The following is an 18,078-nucleotide window of genomic DNA, read 5'->3' on the forward strand; positions in this document are numbered from 1 at the left end:
ATCAGTCTTTCAAACCTCCCGAGTAGACGGGCTTCTGAGGGCGCCCGAACTCCCAGCCGGCGGCGAGGTTCTCGAACCGGCTTTCGTGGGCGATGAAGGAAAGGCCGACACGCCCGGGTTCCCCCTGGCGGTTCAGGCCGACGTTGACCTCGCAAATCCCCTGGTCCGTGCTGTTCGGGTTGTAGACCTCGTCCCGGTACAGGAAGAGCGCGGCGTCACAGTCCTGCTCGATGGCGCCGGAGTCGCGCAGGTCGGACGCCATGGGGCGCTTGTTCGGGCGCGCTTCCAGGTTTCGGTTCAGCTGCGACAGCAGCAGGATTCCGATACCCATGGACATGGCCATGCCCTTCAGGCCGCGGGTGATCTGCTCAAGCTGCGTGTTGCGGTTGTCGCCGCCGGCGCCCTGCATGAGCTGCAGGTAGTCGATGACCAGCAGATCCAGCCCGTGCTGGCGGTGATGAGCCCGCGCCACAGCACGAACCTGCGCCAGGGTCATCTCGCCTTGGTTGTGGACGAACAGGCCAAGCTTCCGGAGCAGTTCGCCACCGCGCGCCGCACGGCCAAAGTCTTCCTGGCGCATTTTTTTCGCGTCGACCACATGCGCCATGTGCACGCCACCGAGGGCCGCAATGTTGCGCAGGTGCAACGAACGACGGTCCATCTCCATCGACAGGAACAGCACCTTGCCCTGCTGGGCAACGTTTCTGGCGACGTTCAGCGAAAAGGCGGTTTTGCCCATCTTCGGACGCGCCGCGACGATGATCAGGCTTCCCGGCCAAATGCCACCGCCCAGGTGCGCGTCAAGGTCGACGAATCCAGTGGAAATGCCCTGCTCGCCTTCGCCGCGGCTGCGCCGGTCCAGGTCGTCCAAGATGTCCTGCACGTCGTCCGCTGCAAGCACGGGCTCGTTCTTCTGGCGCTCCGTCAGCATGTCCTGAAGCTCACCTTGCGCTCGGTCGATGATGTCGATTACCGGCGTGGCGAGCTCAGTGGCGGCGGCTCCAGCCATCAGGTCGCCCAGCTCGGCTAGGCGGCGTCGGCGGCTGCGCTCGATCACGACCGCCGTGTAGTGCTCGACGTTCTCACCGAAGAACGACGTCAGCAAGCTGCTGAGGTAGGCCAGATCGGCATGCTCCGGGGCGTGGATCTGCAGCCGATCGTAGACAGCCAGGCTGTCAGGCCCGATGCCTTCGGCAATGAGGGCTTCGATCTGCTCGAAGATGGCCCGATGGCGCGCGGCGTAGAAGTGCTCAGCCTTCAAGGACCCGATACGGTCGAAGTGTGCGGCGCTCGCCAGCAGGCAGCTCAGCAACTGCTGCTCGGCTTCCAGGCCCGCCAGGGGGTGCGGCGCGTTCATGCGGCCTCCCTGGTCTGCGTGGCCATCTGAGCCTGCAGTCCAACGGTCGTCAGCTCGTAGGCAATGCCGTCACCCTGGGGTTTGGCGTACCACAGGCGGTAGAAATTGCCCTCGACGAAGTTCTGGAAATGCCGGCGCCAGAGGGCCTGCTGCTTGCGCTCGCGCTTACCGCCGGGGCCGAAGTCCCGCTTGAACTCGGCCCAAGCCAGGTTCACGAACTCCACCGGCAGCTTTGCCTCGGCGATGTAGGTCTGCAACGGCTCGTAGCCACCGATCGGGCGTTCGCCCGAGGTTCGGCAACGGTCCAGGAAGGTTTTCAGGGTCATGCGTTCGGACTTCACCCGGGCCTTCTTTTCGGTCAACGTCCCGGCACTCCCCCCGGTCACGGGGGGTGGGGGGGGATTATCTTTTTCCGAAGGAGAAGAAGAAGATGAAGAAGAAGAGCCGTCACCAAAGGGGGGCTTTGGTGAAGACTTAGATGGTTGCTTTGGTGCTGCCTTGGATGCTGCATCATTGCCTTCACCAAAGCGCGAACCTTCGCCACGAATGGTGCGGACATACTCGTCCTTCACCATGCGGCTGGAATACCAGATCGGGCCATCTTGGGGGGTGACAAGGGTGACGGGTTCGCCATCCTTGCGGCCGCTGCGCGGGGTGTAGACGAAGGGCTCGGCGAGCACCTTGTCGTCGCCCTTCAGGACGCCTTTGGCAACCAGGCCCTTCACCAGGGCCACCTGGCAGCCCGCAGCCTGCGCGATCTCCTTCATGGGCCAACGCAGCACGCCGTACTCTTCCTGGTCGTGCATCAGGCACATGATGTCCAACCAGGCGCCCTTCTCGGCATGCGTGCAGCGGCGCAGGTTGCTGTTCCCGGTCCAGTCGCCGGGGTAGAACTGGAATGACGGGCGCTTCATGCCGCCTCCTGCAGCTTGCCGGCGCGCACGGGCAGCCAGCGGTTGTATGCCCATTCCCAGGTCGCGCGCTTCTCGTCACCGGTCAGCGAGAAGCCGCTGTCCAGGCACGCATGGCAGCGGAAGCAGCCGGGAACGGTGTAGATGTCGTGAGCCTTGATGCCCATGCCCTTGCCGTAGGCGCTCCAATTGGCGTGGCACGGCACCACGCTGTCGCGCTCGCACGCGCCGCGACACACGCCCGGGATCTGGAGGTAGCAAGGTTCGCCGCGGCACGCGGCCAGGTACTTGGAATCATGGCCGGCGCGCTTCTTCGGCGCGCGGCGCTTGAATGCGGTGCGCTGCAGGCCGGTGGTGGCGCGCAGCGGGGTCTTGCGGGTCATCGCGACAGCGCGTTTAAGCATGAGCACCTCCATCCGTCAGATGTGTCCAGCTTTGGCCTGTACGAATTCGATGCACGGTCGATGGGGCAACCCCATACTGGCTGGCCACAACACGTTCTGAGGCCATCGATGATCGGATCGCCATGACTTGGCAGTCCGTCAGCCTTGACGCTTTATTCTGCTCACCGTAGATGCGCGAAGACCGCCCTTTATTCGATCGATCAACCGAGTTTTCAGCGTTGGTACCCAGCCATAGATGGCTAGGGTTGACGCAGGCAGGCGTGTCACAGCGATGGCACACGCACAGCCCCGACGCGATAGGCCCAACATAGGCCATGTACGAAAACCGATGCGCTGTGATTTTCACCGCGTCAGCGCAGAACTGCCCATATCCGAGGCGGTTACGCCCGCCTTGCCAAAGCCAGCAACCCGGCCCCTTCGTGAACTTCGTTTCAAATAGGTCGAGCGGCGTAGCCGCACGTCTCGTCGACGCACCTAGATAGGAGGCCATTGCGCGGATTTCTTCGCGGGTTCTGTCGGGCAGAAGAAGCATGCAGCCGGAAGCACCGACATCCCGGTAATGCTGTTGGAGGATAGCCTTGTCCTCTTTGGACCACGAGCGACGGAGCATCAGCGATCCCCTCGCGCGCGGAACTCCACGCCCAGCTCGGCGCCAGCGGCCTCTACCTGCGTCAGGTACTGGGCCATGCCCTTGACGGTCAGCATGGTGGTGCTGCCCACCAGCACGCGGTCACCGCGCGGGGTGTAGTCCCACTTGCGGTAGCCTTCCAGGCACAGCTCCGGGTCGAACTCTTCGGGCAGAAAATCGCGCTTGAACTGTTCATGCCAGGACTCGGCCGGGAAGCGCTGCCCCAGCACCCACGCCTGTTCGGCGATGTCGGACAGAGGCCCCTTCCACATCAGCGCGTTCTGAGACAGCTTGCGCGGCTTCACGCGCTCGCGCACGACCACTTCCAGCGGCTCGTCAGCATCCAGCGGCAGGTTGGCCAGGAACGTCTGCGCGGCGGCCTGCTGGCTCGCGCCGATCAGCAAGAAGGTGCGGGGGTTGTGCAGGCGCTGGCGCATATCAGCGGTCCCAGCCGCACTCGCCGCGGCCTTCGCTGGCGCAGACGCACGCGGCGCCCGTCTTGCCCAGCTCGCGGATGGCGTTCAGGTAGCGGCGCGTCACCGGCACCATGTCCAGCGCGCCGATGGCGGCGTCCAGCTTGTCGATGGTCACGCCCTGGGTGCCCGACAGGAACCGGCTCACCTGGCTATCGTCCCAGCCCAGCGCCTCCATGACCGTGGGCTTGAGCCGCGGATCGGTCAGGTACTGCCGGAACGAGCGCGCCATTGAGGGCGCTTGAGGGACCTGCGAGATGGGTATGGGTGCGTTCATCGAGATACAGCCTTGAACAAAAAAGCCTGAGTGCGCCTGAGCGCGGGGCCGCGCACACTGGCGGCATGAAAAAACTGACCGAAACCGAACAGCTTCTGCAGCACGCCCAGGACATCGCGCGCCGGACCTTCGTGGACCCGAGCGAGGCCGCGGTGATGGACCTGTTCCGTGAGCTGTGCAACGAGCGCGACCGTATGGCGTGGGCCACGGACGACCGCGCCGGCGCGGCTGTGCACTGATGGCCGTTTTGCGCGGGCCTTCCCCCGCGGATACGATTGACGGCGCCAGGACATACCTGGCATGGCTACCAACCATCCAACAATCGTTCCGCAGGAGAAGCCTTCATGGCGCATTACTTCATTGCCTACGACCTGACGAATGCCAGTCAGGAGCGGTATCAAGAGCTCGAAGACTTGATCGAGTCGCTTGGAACCTCCGTGCACTTGCAGTACTCGGTGTTCTATCTCCGCAGCAATATGGAGCTCAAGGCGCTCAGGGACACCATCGGCACCAAGATCAACAAGAACGAAAAGCTCATGGTGATCGACGCCAAGAACTGCATAGGCAAGGGGCATGGCAACGACTGGGACACGCTCCTGGCCGTCTGGAAGCGGCCCTAAATCAGGTTGCATCGTGTAGTTCCAAAGTCGCGCCCGGCGTGGCTTTGACCAACGCCTGGGCCAACGTCACGGCCCGGGCTTCGCTCTCGACCTCTGCAATGGTCCCCGCAGAACCGCCGGCCTCCTCAGAAGTGGCATGGCCGAGAACCCAAACGGTCTTGGGTCGCACAAAGAAAGTGGTCTTCACTTCGCTCATCGCGCCCTCCTGGGGTGTGGGCTTACACATGGCTCGCCTCCTGCTGGGGCTGGGCGGACTGGGAGGCATCGGGGGTGCCGCTCATTCGGAGCGCTGCCCAGTCGACGTCAGGCCGCAATTCCTCGCAGCGGACCACCTCCCCGCGAGCACGCGTTTCGCGCTCAATGATTGGGCAGTGCTCTGCCTTCACCTGGCGGTCAGGGTCTTTGTATTGGCTCACTGCACCCTTGGTGATACCAAGAAGCCGAGCCAAGGCCGACGCGGAACCAATCACGCGTGCAGCTTTATCGATGGGGTGTTCGGTCGGAGGATTCATGTCGCGTAGTATAGAAATTCTAGACTTTGAAAGTCAAGAAAAACTAGACCCACACCGTTTAGGTCCTCTCTACACTCGGGCGATGGAAATTAGCGTGTGGATTAAAGCTAGCCGGCAGTCTGCGGCAATGACTCAAACAGAACTTGGCGATGCCTTAGGCGTGACCAAGGGGAATATCTCTGCTTGGGAAAACGGCCGACATGAGCCGAGCTATTCGCAGATGTTGAGAATCGCCGAGCTGACGAATAGTCGGTTGCCTCTGGCATCTACACCCGGTGATTGGCCGTTCCCCAGAGTGTCGAAAGATTCTTTCGACAGGCTCACCCCAGGTCAGAAAGAGGCCATTGAAGACTGGGTCATCAATCAAGTAAGAGCATTCACCTCTGCACCCGTCGTCAAAAGCGGTGGAGCCGAAGAAGCCGCCTAGCCCGCGGCACCGTACTCTAGTTCCCTGTTGCGGTAGAGCTTTACGTTGAATGTGACAAAATCCGTATAACATTTCTGGAGATAACCATGCGGCACGCCTTACAGCTCTGCGCTGCGCTCGCTTCCATCGCATTTAGCACATCCGCTTTAGCTCAGTACTATGGCGGCAGCCGGTCGTACGGTTCTCAGCCATCTCGCGGTAGCGGCTACTCCACTCCCTCAATGCCCCGAGCGCCGACACCCAGCTACGGCACAGGCTCCAACTGGAACAGCAATAGCGTCGGTGGCTACACGAAACGGGATGGGACCTATGTAGCCCCTCATCAGCGTTCGATGCCGGATTCCTCCCTGAACAACAACTGGTCGACCAAAGGTAATTCCAACCCATACACCGGAACGAGTGGCACCAAGCGTGGCAATCCCTATGGGTGGTGATGAACCAGCACTTGGGATTTGCACGGCCTTGGGTAGGAGCATGAACAATGACGATGAAGAAATTTGCTATTGGTATTTCGGTATTTTGCTGCGCTACAGCAGCCTATGCAGCCAATGAGTCTTGGTCGCTCCAACTCATCGAAGGTTTTCAGATCGCCCGTGTAACGAATGACGCTGCACTTGCCACTGGAGTCATTTGTTCCATAGATGAACAGTCATGCAGGGCATACGTCACCATGCCAGCTTCTTGTGAGGTTGATGCCGGCTACCCGATGATGATCAATTCACCTGTAGGTGCGCTGCCAATTTCGACTACTTGCTTCGAAGTTGGTGGCCAAAAACTGTACGTGATCGACCAGTTCGATAAATCGCTAGCCGCATTTGAGAGTGGCGGCGAAATCGGATTCGCGATGCCATTAGAGAGCGGTAAGTTTGCCGTCGCAAGATTTAGCACCCGCGGGGCCTCTGCAGCGATCAGGAAGGCAAGAACCTATCCGCGTAAACCCGCATCACCGGCCAAACCTTCGCCTGGATCTCGGCCCAGTAGCGTTCAGCTCTTATAGGACCATAAGCACCAAATCAGGCCGCCTTCGGGTGGCCATTTTTTTGCCTCCTCCGCATGGCATCAACTTTTTCTAGACAAAGGTATAGATTTTGTTGACAACATAAGTTCAGCTTTTCTATACTTCTCCCAACGCCTCACCACCCGGTGAGCAACATGGGAGAAAGGCCTTGAAGCACCAGATCAAAAGCATTTCCGGCGCCGTGCTGTTCACGGCCGATGTGCCCGAGGGCACCGAGAGCGGGCTGATTACCCGCGTGGCGCTGGAGCAGGCGGTGGAGGCCCGTGCCTACCTGGCCGATGCCTACCTGGCCGGTGCCAACCTGGCCCGTGCCAACCTGGCCGATGCCAACCTGGCCGATGCCTACCTGGCCGGTGCCAACCTGGCCCGTGCCAACCTGGCCGGTGCCAACCTGGCCCGTGCCTACCTGGCCGATGCCAACCTGGCCGATGCCTACCTGGCCGATGCCTACCTGGCCGGTGCCAACCTGGCCCGTGCCAACCTGGCCGATGCCAACCTGGCCGATGCCTACCTGGCCGATGCCTACCTGGCCGGTGCCAACCTGGCCCGTGCCAACCTGGCCGGTGCCAACCTGGCCCGTGCCTACCTGGCCGATGCCTACCTGGCCGATGCCTACCTGGCCGATGCCAACCTGGCCGGTGCCAACCTGGCCGAGCTGAGCGGCATCTGGGGCGCCAGCGGCAACCTGCGCGAGGTCAAGGCGATCCAGTGCGACACGTGGCCCGTGACGTACACCGCGACCCACATGCAGATCGGGTGCCAGATGCACGCGCTCGAAGCGTGGTGGTCGTTCACCGATGAGCAGATCAACGAGATGGCCTTCGGCGCGCTGGCTTGGTGGCAGAAGTGGAAGCCTGTGCTGCACACCATCGTCACGATGTCGCCGGCCGTGTCCGGCGCTGAGCGGCCGGCTGAGCAGCAAGAAGCCGCCTGACCTTCCCCACCCGCCCCGGTAGGGGCAAGGAGACACCATGGACACGATCACCACCTGCCAAGCCGTCGCAGCGATGCAGAAGTTCGGCGGCAACGGCGTCAAGAAGCTGGCCGCGTGCTGGCTGGCTTTCGACAGCGAGAATCGCGACCGCCTGGAAACGGCGTTCAAGCCAGAGTTCGACCGCTACCGCGTGATGGCGAACCAGGAGGGCGACTACGCGGCCCAGCAGACCCTGGCTCAGCGTGCCGTGCTGGACGTGGCCGCCGGCTACGCGAGGAATTAATCATGAACGCCCGCCCCGAAATCCGTCTTACCCCAGCGCAGGAATTGCGCATGGACCTGACCTGGGATGTGCGCATGGCGCTGCGTGACGGCATGCAGGAGGTCGTCCGCTACTGCGTCGCCGGCGAGAACCGCCAGCTGGCCGCGCATGCCGTCTACGAGGACAGCATCGGCAAGCAGGACTTGGTCGACGCCTTCGACGCGGTGGCGAGGGCCTACGCGCACGGCGACACGTTCGGCCGGATCGGCGAGCTGTTCAGCAAGTTTATGGACGGCGCCAGCGCGCACTACGTAGAGAACCTGGCCGACGCGATCGAGGACCAGGACCGGCAGCTGGACGTGTCGTTCGAACTGCCGGCGCGCCGCAAATGATGGCCTACGCCGTGTGGGGCCTGTGCGCCCTTTATGCAATTGCCCTCGCCGGCGACGCCGCGATGGCCTATCTCCGGAGAAGCGCATGAGCGCACCCAACGGCAACATCCTGGCCCTGTTTCATGACGGCCACTACCTGGCCGAAATCGTCGGCGGCGGCATCCGCGTCGGCAAGCAGCAAGGCGCCCGTGCCGATTTCCCGCCCGGGACGCCCGAAGCGCGGCGCTTGGCGCGGCTGCACGAGGTCGGCTCGATGGACCAGATCCACGCCGAGGTGCAGGCCCAACTGGCCAAGCGTGCAGCAGCCGCCAGCGGCGCAAAGCTCAAGAACGGCGACAAGGATTGGGAAACGCCCTGCCAGAACTGCGAGCAGGTTCCCACCGTGCACCCCGTGGCGCTGTGTGGCCCGTGCTGCTTTGGCGAGGCCGAAACCGCCGGGGGGAACTGGTGATGATCCGCCGCCTCCTGCGCGCCCACGGCGACCTGCTGATCGGTGCCGTTGCCCTCTGCGCCGGCGTCTTCATGGCCTGCGTGCTGGGCCCGACGCTGGATGCTCAATCCCCCACCCTCACCGCCTGCGAAGGCTGCGGCAAGACCGCTGTGGCCGCCAAGGAATGACATGACCCAAACGACCGAACTCGCCGAACTGCCGCCCCAGGAATCCGCGCTGGAGGTGTATTCGAAGCCCTCCGGCCTGGAACCGTGGCTGGACAAGATCCGCGCCGAGGTGGCCGGCCACGTGCCGGACATGTCGACGAAGAGGGGCCGCGAGGCCACCGCCAGCCTGGCGTTCAAGGTGCGCAAGTCCAAGACCGCGCTCGACGCCCTGGGCAAGCAGCTGGTCGACGAGCTGAAGGATGTGCCCAAGCGCATTGACGCTGAGCGCAAGCGCATGCGCGACACCCTGGACGCCCTGGCCGAAGAGGTGCGCGCGCCGCTCACCGAGTGGGAAGCCGCCGAGGGAACGCGCCAGCAGCGCCACCAGCAGGGTATCGAATGGTTCCGCCTGCGCGCTGACGAACACCGCGACCTGGATGCGGCCGAGCTGCGCGCGGCCCTTGAACAGGTCAATGCGTGGGCTGTGGATGCGTCCTGGGAGGAATACGAGGCCGAGGCGCACCGCGTCAAGGCCCGCGCTCTGGACGCGCTGACGCAAGCCCTGGCCGCGCGCGAGAAATACGACGCCGAGCAGGCCGAGCTGGCGCGCCTGCGCGCCGCCGAAGCGGAGCGCGAGCAGAAGGAGCGCGACGAGCGCATCGCCCGCGAGGCTGCCGAGCGCGCCAAGCGCGAAGCCGAGGCCCGCGCCCAGGCCGAACGCGACGCCGCCGCGCGCCGCGAAGCTGAAGCCCTGGCCGCCGCCGAAACTGCCCGCCTGAATGCCCAGTTGGCCGAGCAGCGCCGTATCGCTGCAGAGCAACAGGCCGAACTCGACCGCCAGGCCGCCGTAGTGCGCGAGCGTGAAGCCGCTGCGCAGGCCGAACAGCGCGCCCGCCAGGCTGCCGAGCAGGCCGCCGCGGCCGAACGCCAGCGCATCGCCGACGAACAGGCCGCGGCAGCAGCCGAGGCCCAGCGCCGCGAGGAAGACATGGCCCACAAGGCCGGCATCAATCGCGCTGCCCTGGATGCGTTCGTCCATGGCGGCATGCCCGAGGACTGCGCCAAGCAGGCGATCAAGCTGATCGCCAAGGGCCAGATCCCCAACATCCGCATCACCTATTGAGGAAGCCATGACCGAAATCATCGATGCCCCGGCCCGCGCAGTGGCCCCCCGCCCCGAACCAAACCCTGGACACCTGCCCGCGCTGGCCGCCAATTCTCCCATGGGCATGATGCTGGCGGCCGTGCAGCAAGGCGCCACGCTGGAACAGGTCGAGAAGATGATGGACCTGCAGGAGCGCTGGGCCAAGGCCGAGGCCAAGAAGGCCTACGACGAGGCGTTCGCCAACTTCAAGGCCGAAGCGGTCAAGATCATCAAGGGCAAGGACGTCACGGATGGCCCGTTGAGGGGGAAGGCCTACGCCGAGCTGCACGACGTCGTCAATGCGGTCACGCCGGCGCTCTCCAAGCATGGCCTGTCGTCGTCCTGGAAGCTCACGCGCGACGAAAAGGACTGGATGGAGGTGACCTGCTACTTGCGTCACGTGGGCGGCCACGAGGAAAGCGTCAGCATGGGTGGCCCTCCGGACAACGGCGGCGCCAAGAACGCCATCCAGGCCCGCGCCAGCACCAAGACCTACTTGGAGCGCTACACGCTCAAGGCGATCACCGGCCTGTCCGAACAGAAAGACGACAACGACGGGAACGGCGCCGCGCACGCAGCCGAAGACCTGCGCGACGAGTGGATCAGCAAGCTGGCCCAGGCTGAAACGCTTGATGAGGCGGCCACGGTCTGGCAGGACGGATGCAAGGCGATTGAGCAAACCAACAACCTGGCCGCCTTCGCCGCGTTCAAGACGGCCTACAGCGACAAACGCAACATGCTCAAGCAGGAGACCAAATAATGGATCTGATCTTCCACAAGGAGCCCCAGGGTACGCCCGAGTGGCTGGAAGCGCGCCGAGGCGTCATTACCGGCAGCCGCTTCAAGGACTGCCGCGACCGGCTGAAAAGCAAGGAGCCGTCCAAGAACTGCCTGAACTACGCCATGGACGTGGCCCGCGAGCGCGCCGGCGGCAAGGCGGCCGAGGTGTTCGTGAACGGCGCCATGCGCTTCGGCACCGAACAGGAGCCGCACGCCCGCGCTGCCTACGAGGCCGCGACCGGCCGGTTCGTCGAAGAGGCGGGGTTCATCACCACCGATGACCGCAAGTTCGGCGTCAGCGTGGACGGCCTGGTCGACGAAGACGGCATCGTCGAGATCAAGACCATGGTGTCGTCCAACACCCTGTTCACCGCCGTCGTGTCCGGCGACATCAGCGAGTACGTTGACCAGTGCAACGGCGCCATGTGGCTGCTGGGCCGGCAGTGGGTCGACCTGGTCCTGTGGGCGCCCGACCTGGAGGCCATCGGCCGCAAGCTGACCATCGTCCGCATCAAGCGCGACGACGACGCCATCGAGGCCATGGAATCCGACCTGCTCGACTTCGAGCGCCGCGTGACCCGGCTACACCAGCAGCTCACGCAGATCGCCGCCTAACCCTTCCCCAGCAGCACAACCTACGGAGCAATCCCGAATGTTCACCCTGTACCAGCAGACCGCCAAGCTTGCCCAGTTCAAGCCCCGGATCGAACGCCATGGCGAAGAGCCCGCCGGCGCGGCCGACCTGTACATCAATTTCACCGACTCCAACATCATCCTCAGCGAACTGCACCCGCGCCTGCGCCACGCGTTCTACAGGATCGACGACAGCGAACGCCAGGAATCCATGGTTCCGGCCGAGCCCACGCAGCGCGTCTTCGGCGATCTGGTCGAGGAATTGAAGTTCAAGCATGAACTCAAGGGCGCCGCGGTCGTGATTGGCTTCGGCCTGGGCGGCCCTTCTGACATCGTCCTGGATCCGGTGGACGTTCTGGGATTTTCGGCGGTTCTCATGGAAGGTGGCAGCGTGAATATCGCCTTCCGCATCAAGTGCCATCCCACCAGCGAGCAGGCCAAGAAGCTGTACGAGGTAATGGGCCGCGAAATCACCGTCACGATCACCCCCGCCGTCGAAAAGCAGGGCTCGCGCTGCATCTACAACGGCGCGCACGCTTTGCCCGCCCCTTCAGCGCCTGGGGATGCGCAGGACGAGCGCCAGGCGTTCGAGGCGTGGTTTACCCGGAACGATGCCACCAAGGACATGGCCGACAGAGCGGTGCGGCGTGATGCGTGCGGGGAGTACTACCTCATGCAGACTTATACCGCGTGGGAAATCTGGCAGGCCGCCCGCACTTCGGTTGCCGCTCCCGCTGCTGGCGATGCGCTGGATGCGGCGCGATATCGCATCGTGCGCCAGTCCATTGCGGACGAGGCGAACGGCGCGAACCAGGTGGCCGCGGCCAGCGAGGTCATCGGACTGGAGCGCGGTAGCTATCCAACTCCCGATCAGTTCGATGCCATCGTGGACCATATTGCCGCCCAGCAGTCCGTGCGGAAGGAGGCGTGATGGAACTCAGCGAATACGAGAAAAAGGTTATCGCCGCACTGGCGGGCCCTGGCGCGCTTCTGACCAGGGATGTGGCCGACAGAGTGCGCCCGCGGTTCGGCAGCAACCAACAACAGCACAGTGGTGCTGTGCGGGCGTGGCTTCTGCGCCTGGAGAAGCTGGGGCTGGTTCGCCGCCTGGATACCGAGAAACCCGTCTGCTGGCAGCTTGCCGCCCAGCCCACCACTAAGAGAAGGCCATGAACCAGAACAACTCCGCCCAGCCTGGGCTGACGGATGACGAAATCAAGGCCATCAGGGACCGTCTAGGTGGCGGCTTCCTCGGGCCTGTTCCTTTCGCCCGCGCCGTCGAATCCGCCCTGCTGTCCGCGCTGCGCGCCCCTGTAGCCGATGAGCGGGCGGACGGTGACAAGCTGGCGGACCGTCTGGACAGAATGGCCTTTGCGCAACCGACAGGATCGCAGGCACAAAGTGATTTGCTTGCAGCGGCGACCATGTGGCGCAAGCATGCCAACCGGACGGCAAGCGCCCCTGTAGTCGTTGAATCGCCCATGGCGAAGATGGCCGAGGCTCTGCGGGAGAAAGCCCGGCAAGAGCAGCAGGCTTACCAAGACCGGCGAAATCAGGCTACCGAATGGGGGACTATGCCTGAAGGCACGGAGGCGGATCACCCAACCTCAAGTGCGCCTGTAGCACACGTTGCAGGCGATGAAGTTTCCCGGCATCTCGAATGGGCAAAAGACCGTAGCGCTTGGGAAATGCCCGTTGGCACTCCTGTCTACTACTCTGCCCTAGCAAGCGCCCCTGTAGCCGGGGAGGCGGTGGCTTGGCGCGTGACGCACCCGCGCTCTCCGGCCCCGAACTGGCGGGACGCGGCGCTCGAACGGCCTCCAAATAAGCACGACGTGAAGCAGCAGGATCCCGACTTGATCTTGGAACTGGCCTATGCCCCGCCCCAGGCCAGCGACGCGGTGCGCGATGCATTGCACGAACTTGTGGAAGTCCTGCAAAAGCGCCATTACGGTCGGATGCCGGACGAAGTGCAAAAGGCTTTCGACAACGCCCGCGCCGCCCTGTCCGCGCAACCGGTGCTCAGCAGCGGCGCGCCCAACGGACGCAAGCGCACCGCCGCCGAAAGGCGCGCACCGATGGTCGAGCGAGTCTATGGCACCGGTGTGACCGCGCAACCGGCGCAGAAGGATCATAGCGATGAATGACGCGACCGTGCTGGACCCGTGCTGCGGTGGCCGCATGATGTGGTTCGACCGCCAAGATCAGCGCGCCCTGTTCGGTGACATCCGCAGCGAAGAGCACACCCTCTGCGACGGCCGCGTGTTCAACATCACGCCAGATCTGAACATGGATTTCCGGGCCATCCCGTTCGCCGCCGACACGTTCGGGCTGGTGGTGTTCGACCCGCCGCACCTTCGCCGCGCCGGCCGGGATTCCTGGCTGCGCGCCAAGTACGGGATTCTGGGCGACGACTGGCAGGACGATCTGCGCCGAGGCCTCGCCGAGTGCTTCCGCGTACTCAAGCCGGAAGGCGTCCTGATCTTCAAGTGGGCGGAAGTCCAGATCCCGGTCAGCCAGATTCTGGCGCTCACCGATCACCGGCCGCTGTTTGGTCACAAGTCGGGCAAGCGCGAGAAGACGCATTGGCTGACGTTCATGAAGCCGCCCTACCCGACCCAGCACACCGACGGAGGGGCCGTTTATGGCTGACCTGATCGCCCGCCTGGCCGCCCAGCTTCGCGAGTGCGCCGAAACCCTCGGGGCCGACCGGATTGACGAACACCGAGCCATGCGCGCATATGCCGACGCCATGGCGCTGCTGGCGGAAATGCCTCATATATCGCGCACGCCCGCGGGCGATGCGTCATTAAAGGAGCAGCAACCATGAAGTGGGTGAAGCTGAACAAGTACTGCGAGCTGTCCGGGGATACGCCGGACGCCATCTATGCTAAAAATCGCCGACGGATCTGGACTGACGGCGTCCATTACAAGAAGGCGGCCGACGGCTGCATCTGGATCAACACCGAGGAAGTGGAGAAATGGGTCGAGCAGGATCAGAGCCAAAGCTGCCGCGCGGCGTGACCATCCGGGAACTGAAGGACGGCCCGCGCCTGCAGATCGCCTTCAGCTACCGCGGCGAGCAGTGCCGCGAGCTGCTGCCCGCGGGCAAGGTCACGAAGTCCTATCTGGAATATGCCGCCGGCCTGCGTGCCGAGATCCGCCGCAAGATCACCGACGGCACATTCAGCTACCGCGCCTACTTTCCGGATTCGCCGGCTGCGGCCAGGATGGAGCCGAACCAGGCTGCGATTCCAGGCGCGAAGCTGCTACTGGGCGCGCTGCTGGACGCGCAGCTTGCCCTCTACGAGAAGCAGGCCGCCAACGGCAGCATCTCCGCGTCCACGCTGCTGGGCTATGCCAAGGCGATCCGGCATTACCTCCGGCCGCGCTGGGGTGATACACCCGTCAACGAACTGGCGCCGGCCGACCTGCGCGCCTGGATCGCCGGCATGGGCGTCACGGGCAAGACGGTGCGCAACCGGCTGACGCCGCTCCGCTCGGTCCTGGATGATGCCGTGAACGACGAGTTGCTGGACAGCAACCCGCTGGACCGGATCGCCCTGGGCAAGCTGATCAAGCAGACGGCCACCAAGAGCAACTACGAGGTCGACCCGTTCGACATGGACGAGGTTGCAGCGCTGTGCAAGGCGGCGCGAGCCGACGAACTGCCGCTGATCCAGTTCTGGTTCGAAGCCGGATTGCGCCCGGGTGAAATTCAGGCCGTGGAATGGTCGAGCGTCGATTGGGTGCATGGGCGCGTGCGCATCGACGACAACATCGTGACGGGCATGGTCGAAGGCAAGGCCGCCCAGGTGCGCAAGGCGCCGAAGACGCAGGCGGGCATACGCGACGTGGACCTGTCACCCCTGGCACTGGCGGCGCTCAAGGCCCAGAAGGCGTTCACCTTCCTGACCGGCGGCAGAATCTGGCACGACCCGCGCAAGAACGAGCCATGGGCATCGGATGCGCAGATCCGAAAATCCCTCTGGCAGCCCCTGTGCAAGCGCGCCGGCGTGCGCTACCGCAACCCATACCAGATGCGGCATACCTATGCCAGCACGCGGCTGACTGCGGGCGCGAATCCCTGGTACATTGCGGACCAGCTCGGCCACACCGACGTCGAGATGGTATTCAAGATCTACGGGAAGTTCATCCCGAAGAACTTCCAGAGGGCCGGCGCATTCACACCGGTTTCACACGCAGACCAGGCGGCGGGCAAAACTGGCACTGTAAGCGGCTGATTTTTGGGACATATTCCCCCCAAGAAATCAGGCCAGCCGGCAGTTCAATTCCCCCCGGCTCCACCAGATTAGCAAGTCCTGCCTTGTGCAGGATTATCTGCCCTCAAGTACGAATGGCCGCCCGGCATTATGCCGGGCGGCTTTTTCTTTGGCCGGACGGTTCATCCCGGCCGTGTGCCGCGCCCCGGGAAAGCCGGCGGGGCGGCGGAGGCCGGCTTCCGGCCCACGGCAACCCGGGCCCGATGCTTCAATACTTGAAGCTCACGCGCGCCCAGAACGTGCGGCCGGGCTCGTTCACCGCGGTGTTGGCGGCGTAGCCGAAGCCGGCGTTCCCCGCGAGGTTCAGGTGCTCGCTGTAGGTCTTGTCGAACAGATTGTCCACGCCCATCGACAGCTGGACCTGCTTGTTGACCGCGTAGCCGCCATTGATGGAGAAGACGCCGAAGCCGGCGCTGGGGCCGAAGTCCTTGCCGACCACGTTGCCTTCGTTCAAGGCGTAGCGCTTCTGCGCGGCGACGATGCGCCACAGGGCGCCGGCCGACCAGGTGCCGTCGTCGTAGGCGGCGCTGAGCTTGGCTTCCAGCGGCGGCATCTGCGGCAAGGCCCTGCCGTCGCTGCGGTTCTGCCCCCAGGCATAGGCCAGCGTGGCGCCCAGCTTCCAGCTCGGCGCGATCTTGTAGGACGCGCCCAGCTCGCCGCCGGCGATCCTGGCGTCCACGTTGGTCGCCTGGGACGAGGATCCCATCATGCCGCCCGAGGTGTAGTTGAACAGGATGTAGTCGTCGATATAGCCCGCGTAGCCCGAGAACCAGGCGTCCACCGTCTCCGTCCGGTACTGCGCGCCGAAGTCCAGCTGCGTGGTCTTTTCGGGCTTCACGCCGCTGAAGGCGTTGACCGTGCCGGCCGGCCCGCGATCCGGCGAGAACAGCTCCCAGTAGTCGGGGAAACGCTCCACGTGTCCCAGGCCGACGTAGAGGGTGGCCGGCAGGGTTTCCAGGTCCTGCTCGTAGCGCAGGAACCCGCTGGGCAGCGTGTCGTTGCGGCGTTCGCCGGCGGTGGGATTGGGCATGGGCATCATCATGCCGCCGTCGTCCTGGCGGAAGTCCTTGGCGGAGGCCCAGTCCACGCGCGCGCCGCCGATGACGCGGCTGCCCGGCGCGGCGCGCCAGGTCACTTCGCCGAACAGGCCGGTATTGGAGAAGTCCGCGTCCTTGACCCAGGGCTGGCTGCGATAGGAGACTGCGCCCATGCCGCTGCGGGAACGATGGCGGCTTTGCTGGAAGTCCAGGCCGGTCACGACATCGACGTCCCGGGACAGGTTCCAGGTGCTGGCGAAACGTCCTCCCCAGGTGGCGCGGTCGACGTCGGCCGCCATGCGCATGGGCATGGCGCTCATCGGGTCGGGCGCGCGCAGCGTGTAGTTGTCCATCACGTGATCCGCGTAGTTGTAGTACAGCTGCGCCTCGACCTTGTTGAGGACCGTCCCGATGTTGCGCTTCTCGAACCGCAGGCCGAAGCTCTCGCGCTTGAATTGCGAGCCGTCCATGCCGCGGCCCGCGTAGCGGGCCTCGCCGTCGCCGGTGCCCGCGGTCAGCTCATACAGGGTGTCGGCGTCCGGGGTGAAGCCCAGCGTGACGTCCGCGTTCCACTTGTCCCAGCGGGACGGCACCTTGTTGCCGTCGCCGTCCTCGTAGTCCTGCGAATGGGAGTGATTGGCCGTGACGCGCGTGTACACCTTGTCGTTGCCCACCGTCAGGTCGGCGGCCTGGTCGTTGCGGCCGAAGGAGCCGCCCAGCAGGCTGCCGTCGAAACGCACCCCCGGCTCGGTGAAGCGCGGCGTGTCGCGGTCGAACTTGACCGTGCCGGCCGATGCGCCCGGGCCCCACAGCACGGTCTGCGGCCCCTTGATGACCGTGAGCTGGTCGAAGTTCTCGGGTGAGATATAGGAGCTGGGCGCATCCATGCGGGCGGGGCAGGCGCCGGGCATGGACGTGCCGTTGGTCAGGAGATTCAGGCGCGAACCGAACATCCCGCGCAGGACCGGATCGCCGTTGGTCCCGCCGTTGCGGATGGAGGAGAAGCCGGGAATGGTCTTGAGGTAATCCGTGCCGTCGCTCGCCGGCAGCGGCTGGCGCGGGATCTTCGGATCTGTCGTGAAGGTCAGGGGCGCGCTGGGCGCCACGCCCGTGATCACCACCGGATCCATGGTGGCGACGGCGTTCGCGTCGGTGGCCTGGCCCCAGGCGGGAGAGCTGGCGGCCAGGGCGGCCGCGAGGGAGGTGATGCGCAGGAATACGTCTTTCTGGTACATGTCGGGTTCTATCTGCAAAATCCATGGCCCGCACCCGCCGCGGCGGCCAGGGCCGCGCGGCGCCAGCCGCCCAGGGGCGGCGCGGGTGCGCAGGAAGCGAAACCGGTTTACGTCCGCGCCAGGGCGGCGCCGGCGGCGCGCAAGCGCGCGTCAT

The 18,078-nt window shown here is 64.5% G+C and carries 28 protein-coding genes; 19 read left to right on the forward strand and 9 right to left on the reverse strand.

What is annotated here, in order from left to right; all coding sequences use genetic code 11:
* Position 1 precedes the first annotated feature (1 nt).
* From ADE01S_RS17470 to ADE01S_RS17495, 6 genes are read right to left on the reverse strand one after another with little or no spacing between them, the layout of a single operon-like run.
* Positions 2-1,357: a replicative DNA helicase gene (locus tag ADE01S_RS17470; protein WP_062682997.1), complete on the reverse strand. Its 1,356-nt coding sequence runs from the start codon at positions 1,355-1,357 to the stop codon at positions 2-4.
* Positions 1,354-2,271 (reverse strand): hypothetical protein, encoded by a 918-nt coding sequence (locus tag ADE01S_RS31615; protein WP_131828712.1) that lies wholly within the window; start codon positions 2,269-2,271, stop codon positions 1,354-1,356. The genes ADE01S_RS17470 and ADE01S_RS31615 overlap by 4 nt, the downstream gene beginning before the upstream one ends.
* A complete protein-coding gene (locus ADE01S_RS17485; RefSeq protein ID WP_062683065.1) occupies positions 2,268-2,672 on the reverse strand; it encodes a nuclease domain-containing protein in 405 nt (134 codons plus the stop codon). Before ADE01S_RS17485 ends, ADE01S_RS31615 begins: the two co-directional genes overlap by 4 nt.
* The gene (locus tag ADE01S_RS32305) at positions 2,665-3,282 is read right to left on the reverse strand and encodes an HNH endonuclease signature motif containing protein (protein WP_082775832.1); all 618 of its coding nucleotides are present in this window, start codon (positions 3,280-3,282) and stop codon (positions 2,665-2,667) included. Before ADE01S_RS32305 ends, ADE01S_RS17485 begins: the two co-directional genes overlap by 8 nt.
* Positions 3,282-3,737 (reverse strand): recombination protein NinB, encoded by a 456-nt coding sequence (locus ADE01S_RS17490; protein WP_062683000.1) that lies wholly within the window; start codon positions 3,735-3,737, stop codon positions 3,282-3,284. Before ADE01S_RS17490 ends, ADE01S_RS32305 begins: the two co-directional genes overlap by 1 nt.
* 1 nt (position 3,738) lies before the next feature.
* The gene (locus ADE01S_RS17495; protein ID WP_062683001.1) at positions 3,739-4,050 is read right to left on the reverse strand and encodes a hypothetical protein; all 312 of its coding nucleotides are present in this window, start codon (positions 4,048-4,050) and stop codon (positions 3,739-3,741) included.
* Between the two features lie 65 nt (positions 4,051-4,115).
* Between ADE01S_RS17495 and ADE01S_RS31620 the strand changes: the two genes are divergently transcribed.
* Together ADE01S_RS31620 and ADE01S_RS17500 are read left to right on the forward strand one after the other, a co-directional pair.
* Complete coding sequence (locus ADE01S_RS31620; protein ID WP_156494257.1) at positions 4,116-4,289, forward strand: hypothetical protein; 174 nt, start codon at positions 4,116-4,118, stop codon at positions 4,287-4,289.
* 105 nt (positions 4,290-4,394) lie between these two features.
* The gene (locus ADE01S_RS17500) at positions 4,395-4,670 is read left to right on the forward strand and encodes a CRISPR-associated endonuclease Cas2 (RefSeq protein ID WP_062683002.1); all 276 of its coding nucleotides are present in this window, start codon (positions 4,395-4,397) and stop codon (positions 4,668-4,670) included.
* Between the two features lies 1 nt (position 4,671).
* On the opposite strand, the gene ADE01S_RS17505 is transcribed toward ADE01S_RS17500, so the two are convergent.
* Complete coding sequence (locus ADE01S_RS17505) at positions 4,672-4,866, reverse strand: hypothetical protein (RefSeq protein WP_062683003.1); 195 nt, start codon at positions 4,864-4,866, stop codon at positions 4,672-4,674.
* Positions 4,867-4,888: 22 nt separating this feature from the next.
* Positions 4,889-5,182 (reverse strand): transcriptional regulator, encoded by a 294-nt coding sequence (locus ADE01S_RS32310; protein WP_062683004.1) that lies wholly within the window; start codon positions 5,180-5,182, stop codon positions 4,889-4,891.
* Here ADE01S_RS32310 and ADE01S_RS31285 point away from each other — a divergent pair.
* From ADE01S_RS31285 to ADE01S_RS17580, 17 genes are all read left to right on the forward strand, one after another.
* Positions 5,181-5,609, forward strand: a complete 429-nt coding sequence (locus ADE01S_RS31285; protein ID WP_165695611.1) for a helix-turn-helix transcriptional regulator — start codon at positions 5,181-5,183, stop codon at positions 5,607-5,609. The two genes, ADE01S_RS32310 and ADE01S_RS31285, sit on opposite strands and share 2 nt — an antisense overlap.
* Before the next feature lie 481 nt (positions 5,610-6,090).
* Positions 6,091-6,606: a hypothetical protein gene (locus tag ADE01S_RS31625; protein WP_131828714.1), complete on the forward strand. Its 516-nt coding sequence runs from the start codon at positions 6,091-6,093 to the stop codon at positions 6,604-6,606.
* Positions 6,607-6,775: 169 nt separating this feature from the next.
* On the forward strand, positions 6,776-7,561 hold the full coding sequence (locus tag ADE01S_RS32130; RefSeq protein WP_082775834.1) for a pentapeptide repeat-containing protein: 786 nt from the start codon (positions 6,776-6,778) through the stop codon (positions 7,559-7,561).
* A 37-nt stretch (positions 7,562-7,598) separates the two neighbouring features.
* Positions 7,599-7,844 carry a hypothetical protein gene (locus ADE01S_RS17520; RefSeq protein WP_062683005.1) on the forward strand — a complete coding sequence of 82 codons (246 nt, stop codon included), beginning with the start codon at positions 7,599-7,601 and terminating at the stop codon, positions 7,842-7,844.
* A 2-nt stretch (positions 7,845-7,846) separates the two neighbouring features.
* Positions 7,847-8,215, forward strand: a complete 369-nt coding sequence (locus ADE01S_RS17525; protein ID WP_088146988.1) for a hypothetical protein — start codon at positions 7,847-7,849, stop codon at positions 8,213-8,215.
* Between the two features lie 85 nt (positions 8,216-8,300).
* On the forward strand, positions 8,301-8,666 hold the full coding sequence (locus ADE01S_RS17530; protein ID WP_062683007.1) for a hypothetical protein: 366 nt from the start codon (positions 8,301-8,303) through the stop codon (positions 8,664-8,666).
* On the forward strand, positions 8,666-8,833 hold the full coding sequence (locus ADE01S_RS31810) for a hypothetical protein (protein ID WP_087881360.1): 168 nt from the start codon (positions 8,666-8,668) through the stop codon (positions 8,831-8,833). Before ADE01S_RS17530 ends, ADE01S_RS31810 begins: the two co-directional genes overlap by 1 nt.
* A gap of 1 nt (position 8,834) precedes the next feature.
* The gene (locus tag ADE01S_RS17535; protein ID WP_062683008.1) at positions 8,835-9,935 is read left to right on the forward strand and encodes a hypothetical protein; all 1,101 of its coding nucleotides are present in this window, start codon (positions 8,835-8,837) and stop codon (positions 9,933-9,935) included.
* 7 nt (positions 9,936-9,942) lie between these two features.
* Positions 9,943-10,716, forward strand: coding sequence for an ERF family protein (locus ADE01S_RS17540; protein WP_075873247.1), 774 nt, complete (start codon positions 9,943-9,945; stop codon positions 10,714-10,716).
* Positions 10,716-11,351: a lambda exonuclease family protein gene (locus ADE01S_RS17545; RefSeq protein ID WP_062683009.1), complete on the forward strand. Its 636-nt coding sequence runs from the start codon at positions 10,716-10,718 to the stop codon at positions 11,349-11,351. Before ADE01S_RS17540 ends, ADE01S_RS17545 begins: the two co-directional genes overlap by 1 nt.
* 37 nt (positions 11,352-11,388) lie before the next feature.
* Positions 11,389-12,300 carry a phiTE_015 family protein gene (locus ADE01S_RS32135; RefSeq protein WP_075873248.1) on the forward strand — a complete coding sequence of 304 codons (912 nt, stop codon included), beginning with the start codon at positions 11,389-11,391 and terminating at the stop codon, positions 12,298-12,300.
* Positions 12,300-12,542, forward strand: coding sequence for a hypothetical protein (locus ADE01S_RS17555; RefSeq protein ID WP_062683010.1), 243 nt, complete (start codon positions 12,300-12,302; stop codon positions 12,540-12,542). Before ADE01S_RS32135 ends, ADE01S_RS17555 begins: the two co-directional genes overlap by 1 nt.
* Entirely contained in the window at positions 12,539-13,516 is a 978-nt protein-coding gene (locus ADE01S_RS31630; protein WP_131828715.1) for a hypothetical protein, read from the forward strand. The genes ADE01S_RS17555 and ADE01S_RS31630 overlap by 4 nt, the downstream gene beginning before the upstream one ends.
* Entirely contained in the window at positions 13,509-14,021 is a 513-nt protein-coding gene (locus ADE01S_RS17565; RefSeq protein ID WP_062683012.1) for a class I SAM-dependent methyltransferase, read from the forward strand. The genes ADE01S_RS31630 and ADE01S_RS17565 overlap by 8 nt, the downstream gene beginning before the upstream one ends.
* The gene (locus ADE01S_RS17570) at positions 14,014-14,199 is read left to right on the forward strand and encodes a hypothetical protein (protein WP_062683013.1); all 186 of its coding nucleotides are present in this window, start codon (positions 14,014-14,016) and stop codon (positions 14,197-14,199) included. The genes ADE01S_RS17565 and ADE01S_RS17570 overlap by 8 nt, the downstream gene beginning before the upstream one ends.
* On the forward strand, positions 14,196-14,393 hold the full coding sequence (gene xisR / locus ADE01S_RS17575) for an excisionase family protein (protein ID WP_062683014.1): 198 nt from the start codon (positions 14,196-14,198) through the stop codon (positions 14,391-14,393). Before ADE01S_RS17570 ends, xisR begins: the two co-directional genes overlap by 4 nt.
* Positions 14,390-15,613 carry a site-specific integrase gene (locus ADE01S_RS17580; protein WP_062683015.1) on the forward strand — a complete coding sequence of 408 codons (1,224 nt, stop codon included), beginning with the start codon at positions 14,390-14,392 and terminating at the stop codon, positions 15,611-15,613. The genes xisR and ADE01S_RS17580 overlap by 4 nt, the downstream gene beginning before the upstream one ends.
* Positions 15,614-15,860: 247 nt before the next feature.
* Here ADE01S_RS17580 and ADE01S_RS17585 read toward each other — a convergent pair whose 3' ends face one another.
* The gene (locus ADE01S_RS17585; protein ID WP_062683016.1) at positions 15,861-17,924 is read right to left on the reverse strand and encodes a TonB-dependent copper receptor; all 2,064 of its coding nucleotides are present in this window, start codon (positions 17,922-17,924) and stop codon (positions 15,861-15,863) included.
* Between the last annotated feature and the right edge of the window lie 154 nt (positions 17,925-18,078).

Origin of the sequence: Achromobacter denitrificans NBRC 15125 (genome assembly GCF_001571365.1) — a bacterium.
In the GTDB taxonomy this organism is placed as follows: domain Bacteria; phylum Pseudomonadota; class Gammaproteobacteria; order Burkholderiales; family Burkholderiaceae_B; genus Achromobacter; species Achromobacter denitrificans.

Excerpts from the sequence above, each read along its gene's own strand:
- ADE01S_RS31625 (WP_131828714.1), top strand. The coding sequence starts at position 6,091 with ATGACGATGAAGAAATTTGCTATTGGTATTTCGGTATTTTGCTGCGCT.
- ADE01S_RS17585 (WP_062683016.1), bottom strand. The coding sequence starts at position 17,924 with ATGTACCAGAAAGACGTATTCCTGCGCATCACCTCCCTCGCGGCCGCC.
- ADE01S_RS17540 (WP_075873247.1), top strand. The coding sequence starts at position 9,943 with ATGACCGAAATCATCGATGCCCCGGCCCGCGCAGTGGCCCCCCGCCCC.
- ADE01S_RS17520 (WP_062683005.1), top strand. The coding sequence starts at position 7,599 with ATGGACACGATCACCACCTGCCAAGCCGTCGCAGCGATGCAGAAGTTC.
- ADE01S_RS17495 (WP_062683001.1), bottom strand. The coding sequence starts at position 4,050 with ATGAACGCACCCATACCCATCTCGCAGGTCCCTCAAGCGCCCTCAATG.
- ADE01S_RS17555 (WP_062683010.1), top strand. The coding sequence starts at position 12,300 with ATGGAACTCAGCGAATACGAGAAAAAGGTTATCGCCGCACTGGCGGGC.
- ADE01S_RS17570 (WP_062683013.1), top strand. The coding sequence starts at position 14,014 with ATGGCTGACCTGATCGCCCGCCTGGCCGCCCAGCTTCGCGAGTGCGCC.
- ADE01S_RS17470 (WP_062682997.1), bottom strand. The coding sequence starts at position 1,357 with ATGAACGCGCCGCACCCCCTGGCGGGCCTGGAAGCCGAGCAGCAGTTG.
- ADE01S_RS17545 (WP_062683009.1), top strand. The coding sequence starts at position 10,716 with ATGGATCTGATCTTCCACAAGGAGCCCCAGGGTACGCCCGAGTGGCTG.
- ADE01S_RS32305 (WP_082775832.1), bottom strand. The coding sequence starts at position 3,282 with ATGCTCCGTCGCTCGTGGTCCAAAGAGGACAAGGCTATCCTCCAACAG.
- ADE01S_RS31810 (WP_087881360.1), top strand. The coding sequence starts at position 8,666 with ATGATCCGCCGCCTCCTGCGCGCCCACGGCGACCTGCTGATCGGTGCC.
- ADE01S_RS17525 (WP_088146988.1), top strand. The coding sequence starts at position 7,847 with ATGAACGCCCGCCCCGAAATCCGTCTTACCCCAGCGCAGGAATTGCGC.
- ADE01S_RS31620 (WP_156494257.1), top strand. The coding sequence starts at position 4,116 with ATGAAAAAACTGACCGAAACCGAACAGCTTCTGCAGCACGCCCAGGAC.
- ADE01S_RS17500 (WP_062683002.1), top strand. The coding sequence starts at position 4,395 with ATGGCGCATTACTTCATTGCCTACGACCTGACGAATGCCAGTCAGGAG.
- ADE01S_RS17490 (WP_062683000.1), bottom strand. The coding sequence starts at position 3,737 with ATGCGCCAGCGCCTGCACAACCCCCGCACCTTCTTGCTGATCGGCGCG.
- ADE01S_RS31285 (WP_165695611.1), top strand. The coding sequence starts at position 5,181 with ATGTCGCGTAGTATAGAAATTCTAGACTTTGAAAGTCAAGAAAAACTA.
- ADE01S_RS17535 (WP_062683008.1), top strand. The coding sequence starts at position 8,835 with ATGACCCAAACGACCGAACTCGCCGAACTGCCGCCCCAGGAATCCGCG.
- ADE01S_RS31615 (WP_131828712.1), bottom strand. The coding sequence starts at position 2,271 with ATGAAGCGCCCGTCATTCCAGTTCTACCCCGGCGACTGGACCGGGAAC.
- xisR (WP_062683014.1), top strand. The coding sequence starts at position 14,196 with ATGAAGTGGGTGAAGCTGAACAAGTACTGCGAGCTGTCCGGGGATACG.
- ADE01S_RS17530 (WP_062683007.1), top strand. The coding sequence starts at position 8,301 with ATGAGCGCACCCAACGGCAACATCCTGGCCCTGTTTCATGACGGCCAC.
- ADE01S_RS17505 (WP_062683003.1), bottom strand. The coding sequence starts at position 4,866 with ATGAGCGAAGTGAAGACCACTTTCTTTGTGCGACCCAAGACCGTTTGG.
- ADE01S_RS32135 (WP_075873248.1), top strand. The coding sequence starts at position 11,389 with ATGTTCACCCTGTACCAGCAGACCGCCAAGCTTGCCCAGTTCAAGCCC.
- ADE01S_RS31630 (WP_131828715.1), top strand. The coding sequence starts at position 12,539 with ATGAACCAGAACAACTCCGCCCAGCCTGGGCTGACGGATGACGAAATC.
- ADE01S_RS17565 (WP_062683012.1), top strand. The coding sequence starts at position 13,509 with ATGAATGACGCGACCGTGCTGGACCCGTGCTGCGGTGGCCGCATGATG.
- ADE01S_RS17485 (WP_062683065.1), bottom strand. The coding sequence starts at position 2,672 with ATGCTTAAACGCGCTGTCGCGATGACCCGCAAGACCCCGCTGCGCGCC.
- ADE01S_RS32310 (WP_062683004.1), bottom strand. The coding sequence starts at position 5,182 with ATGAATCCTCCGACCGAACACCCCATCGATAAAGCTGCACGCGTGATT.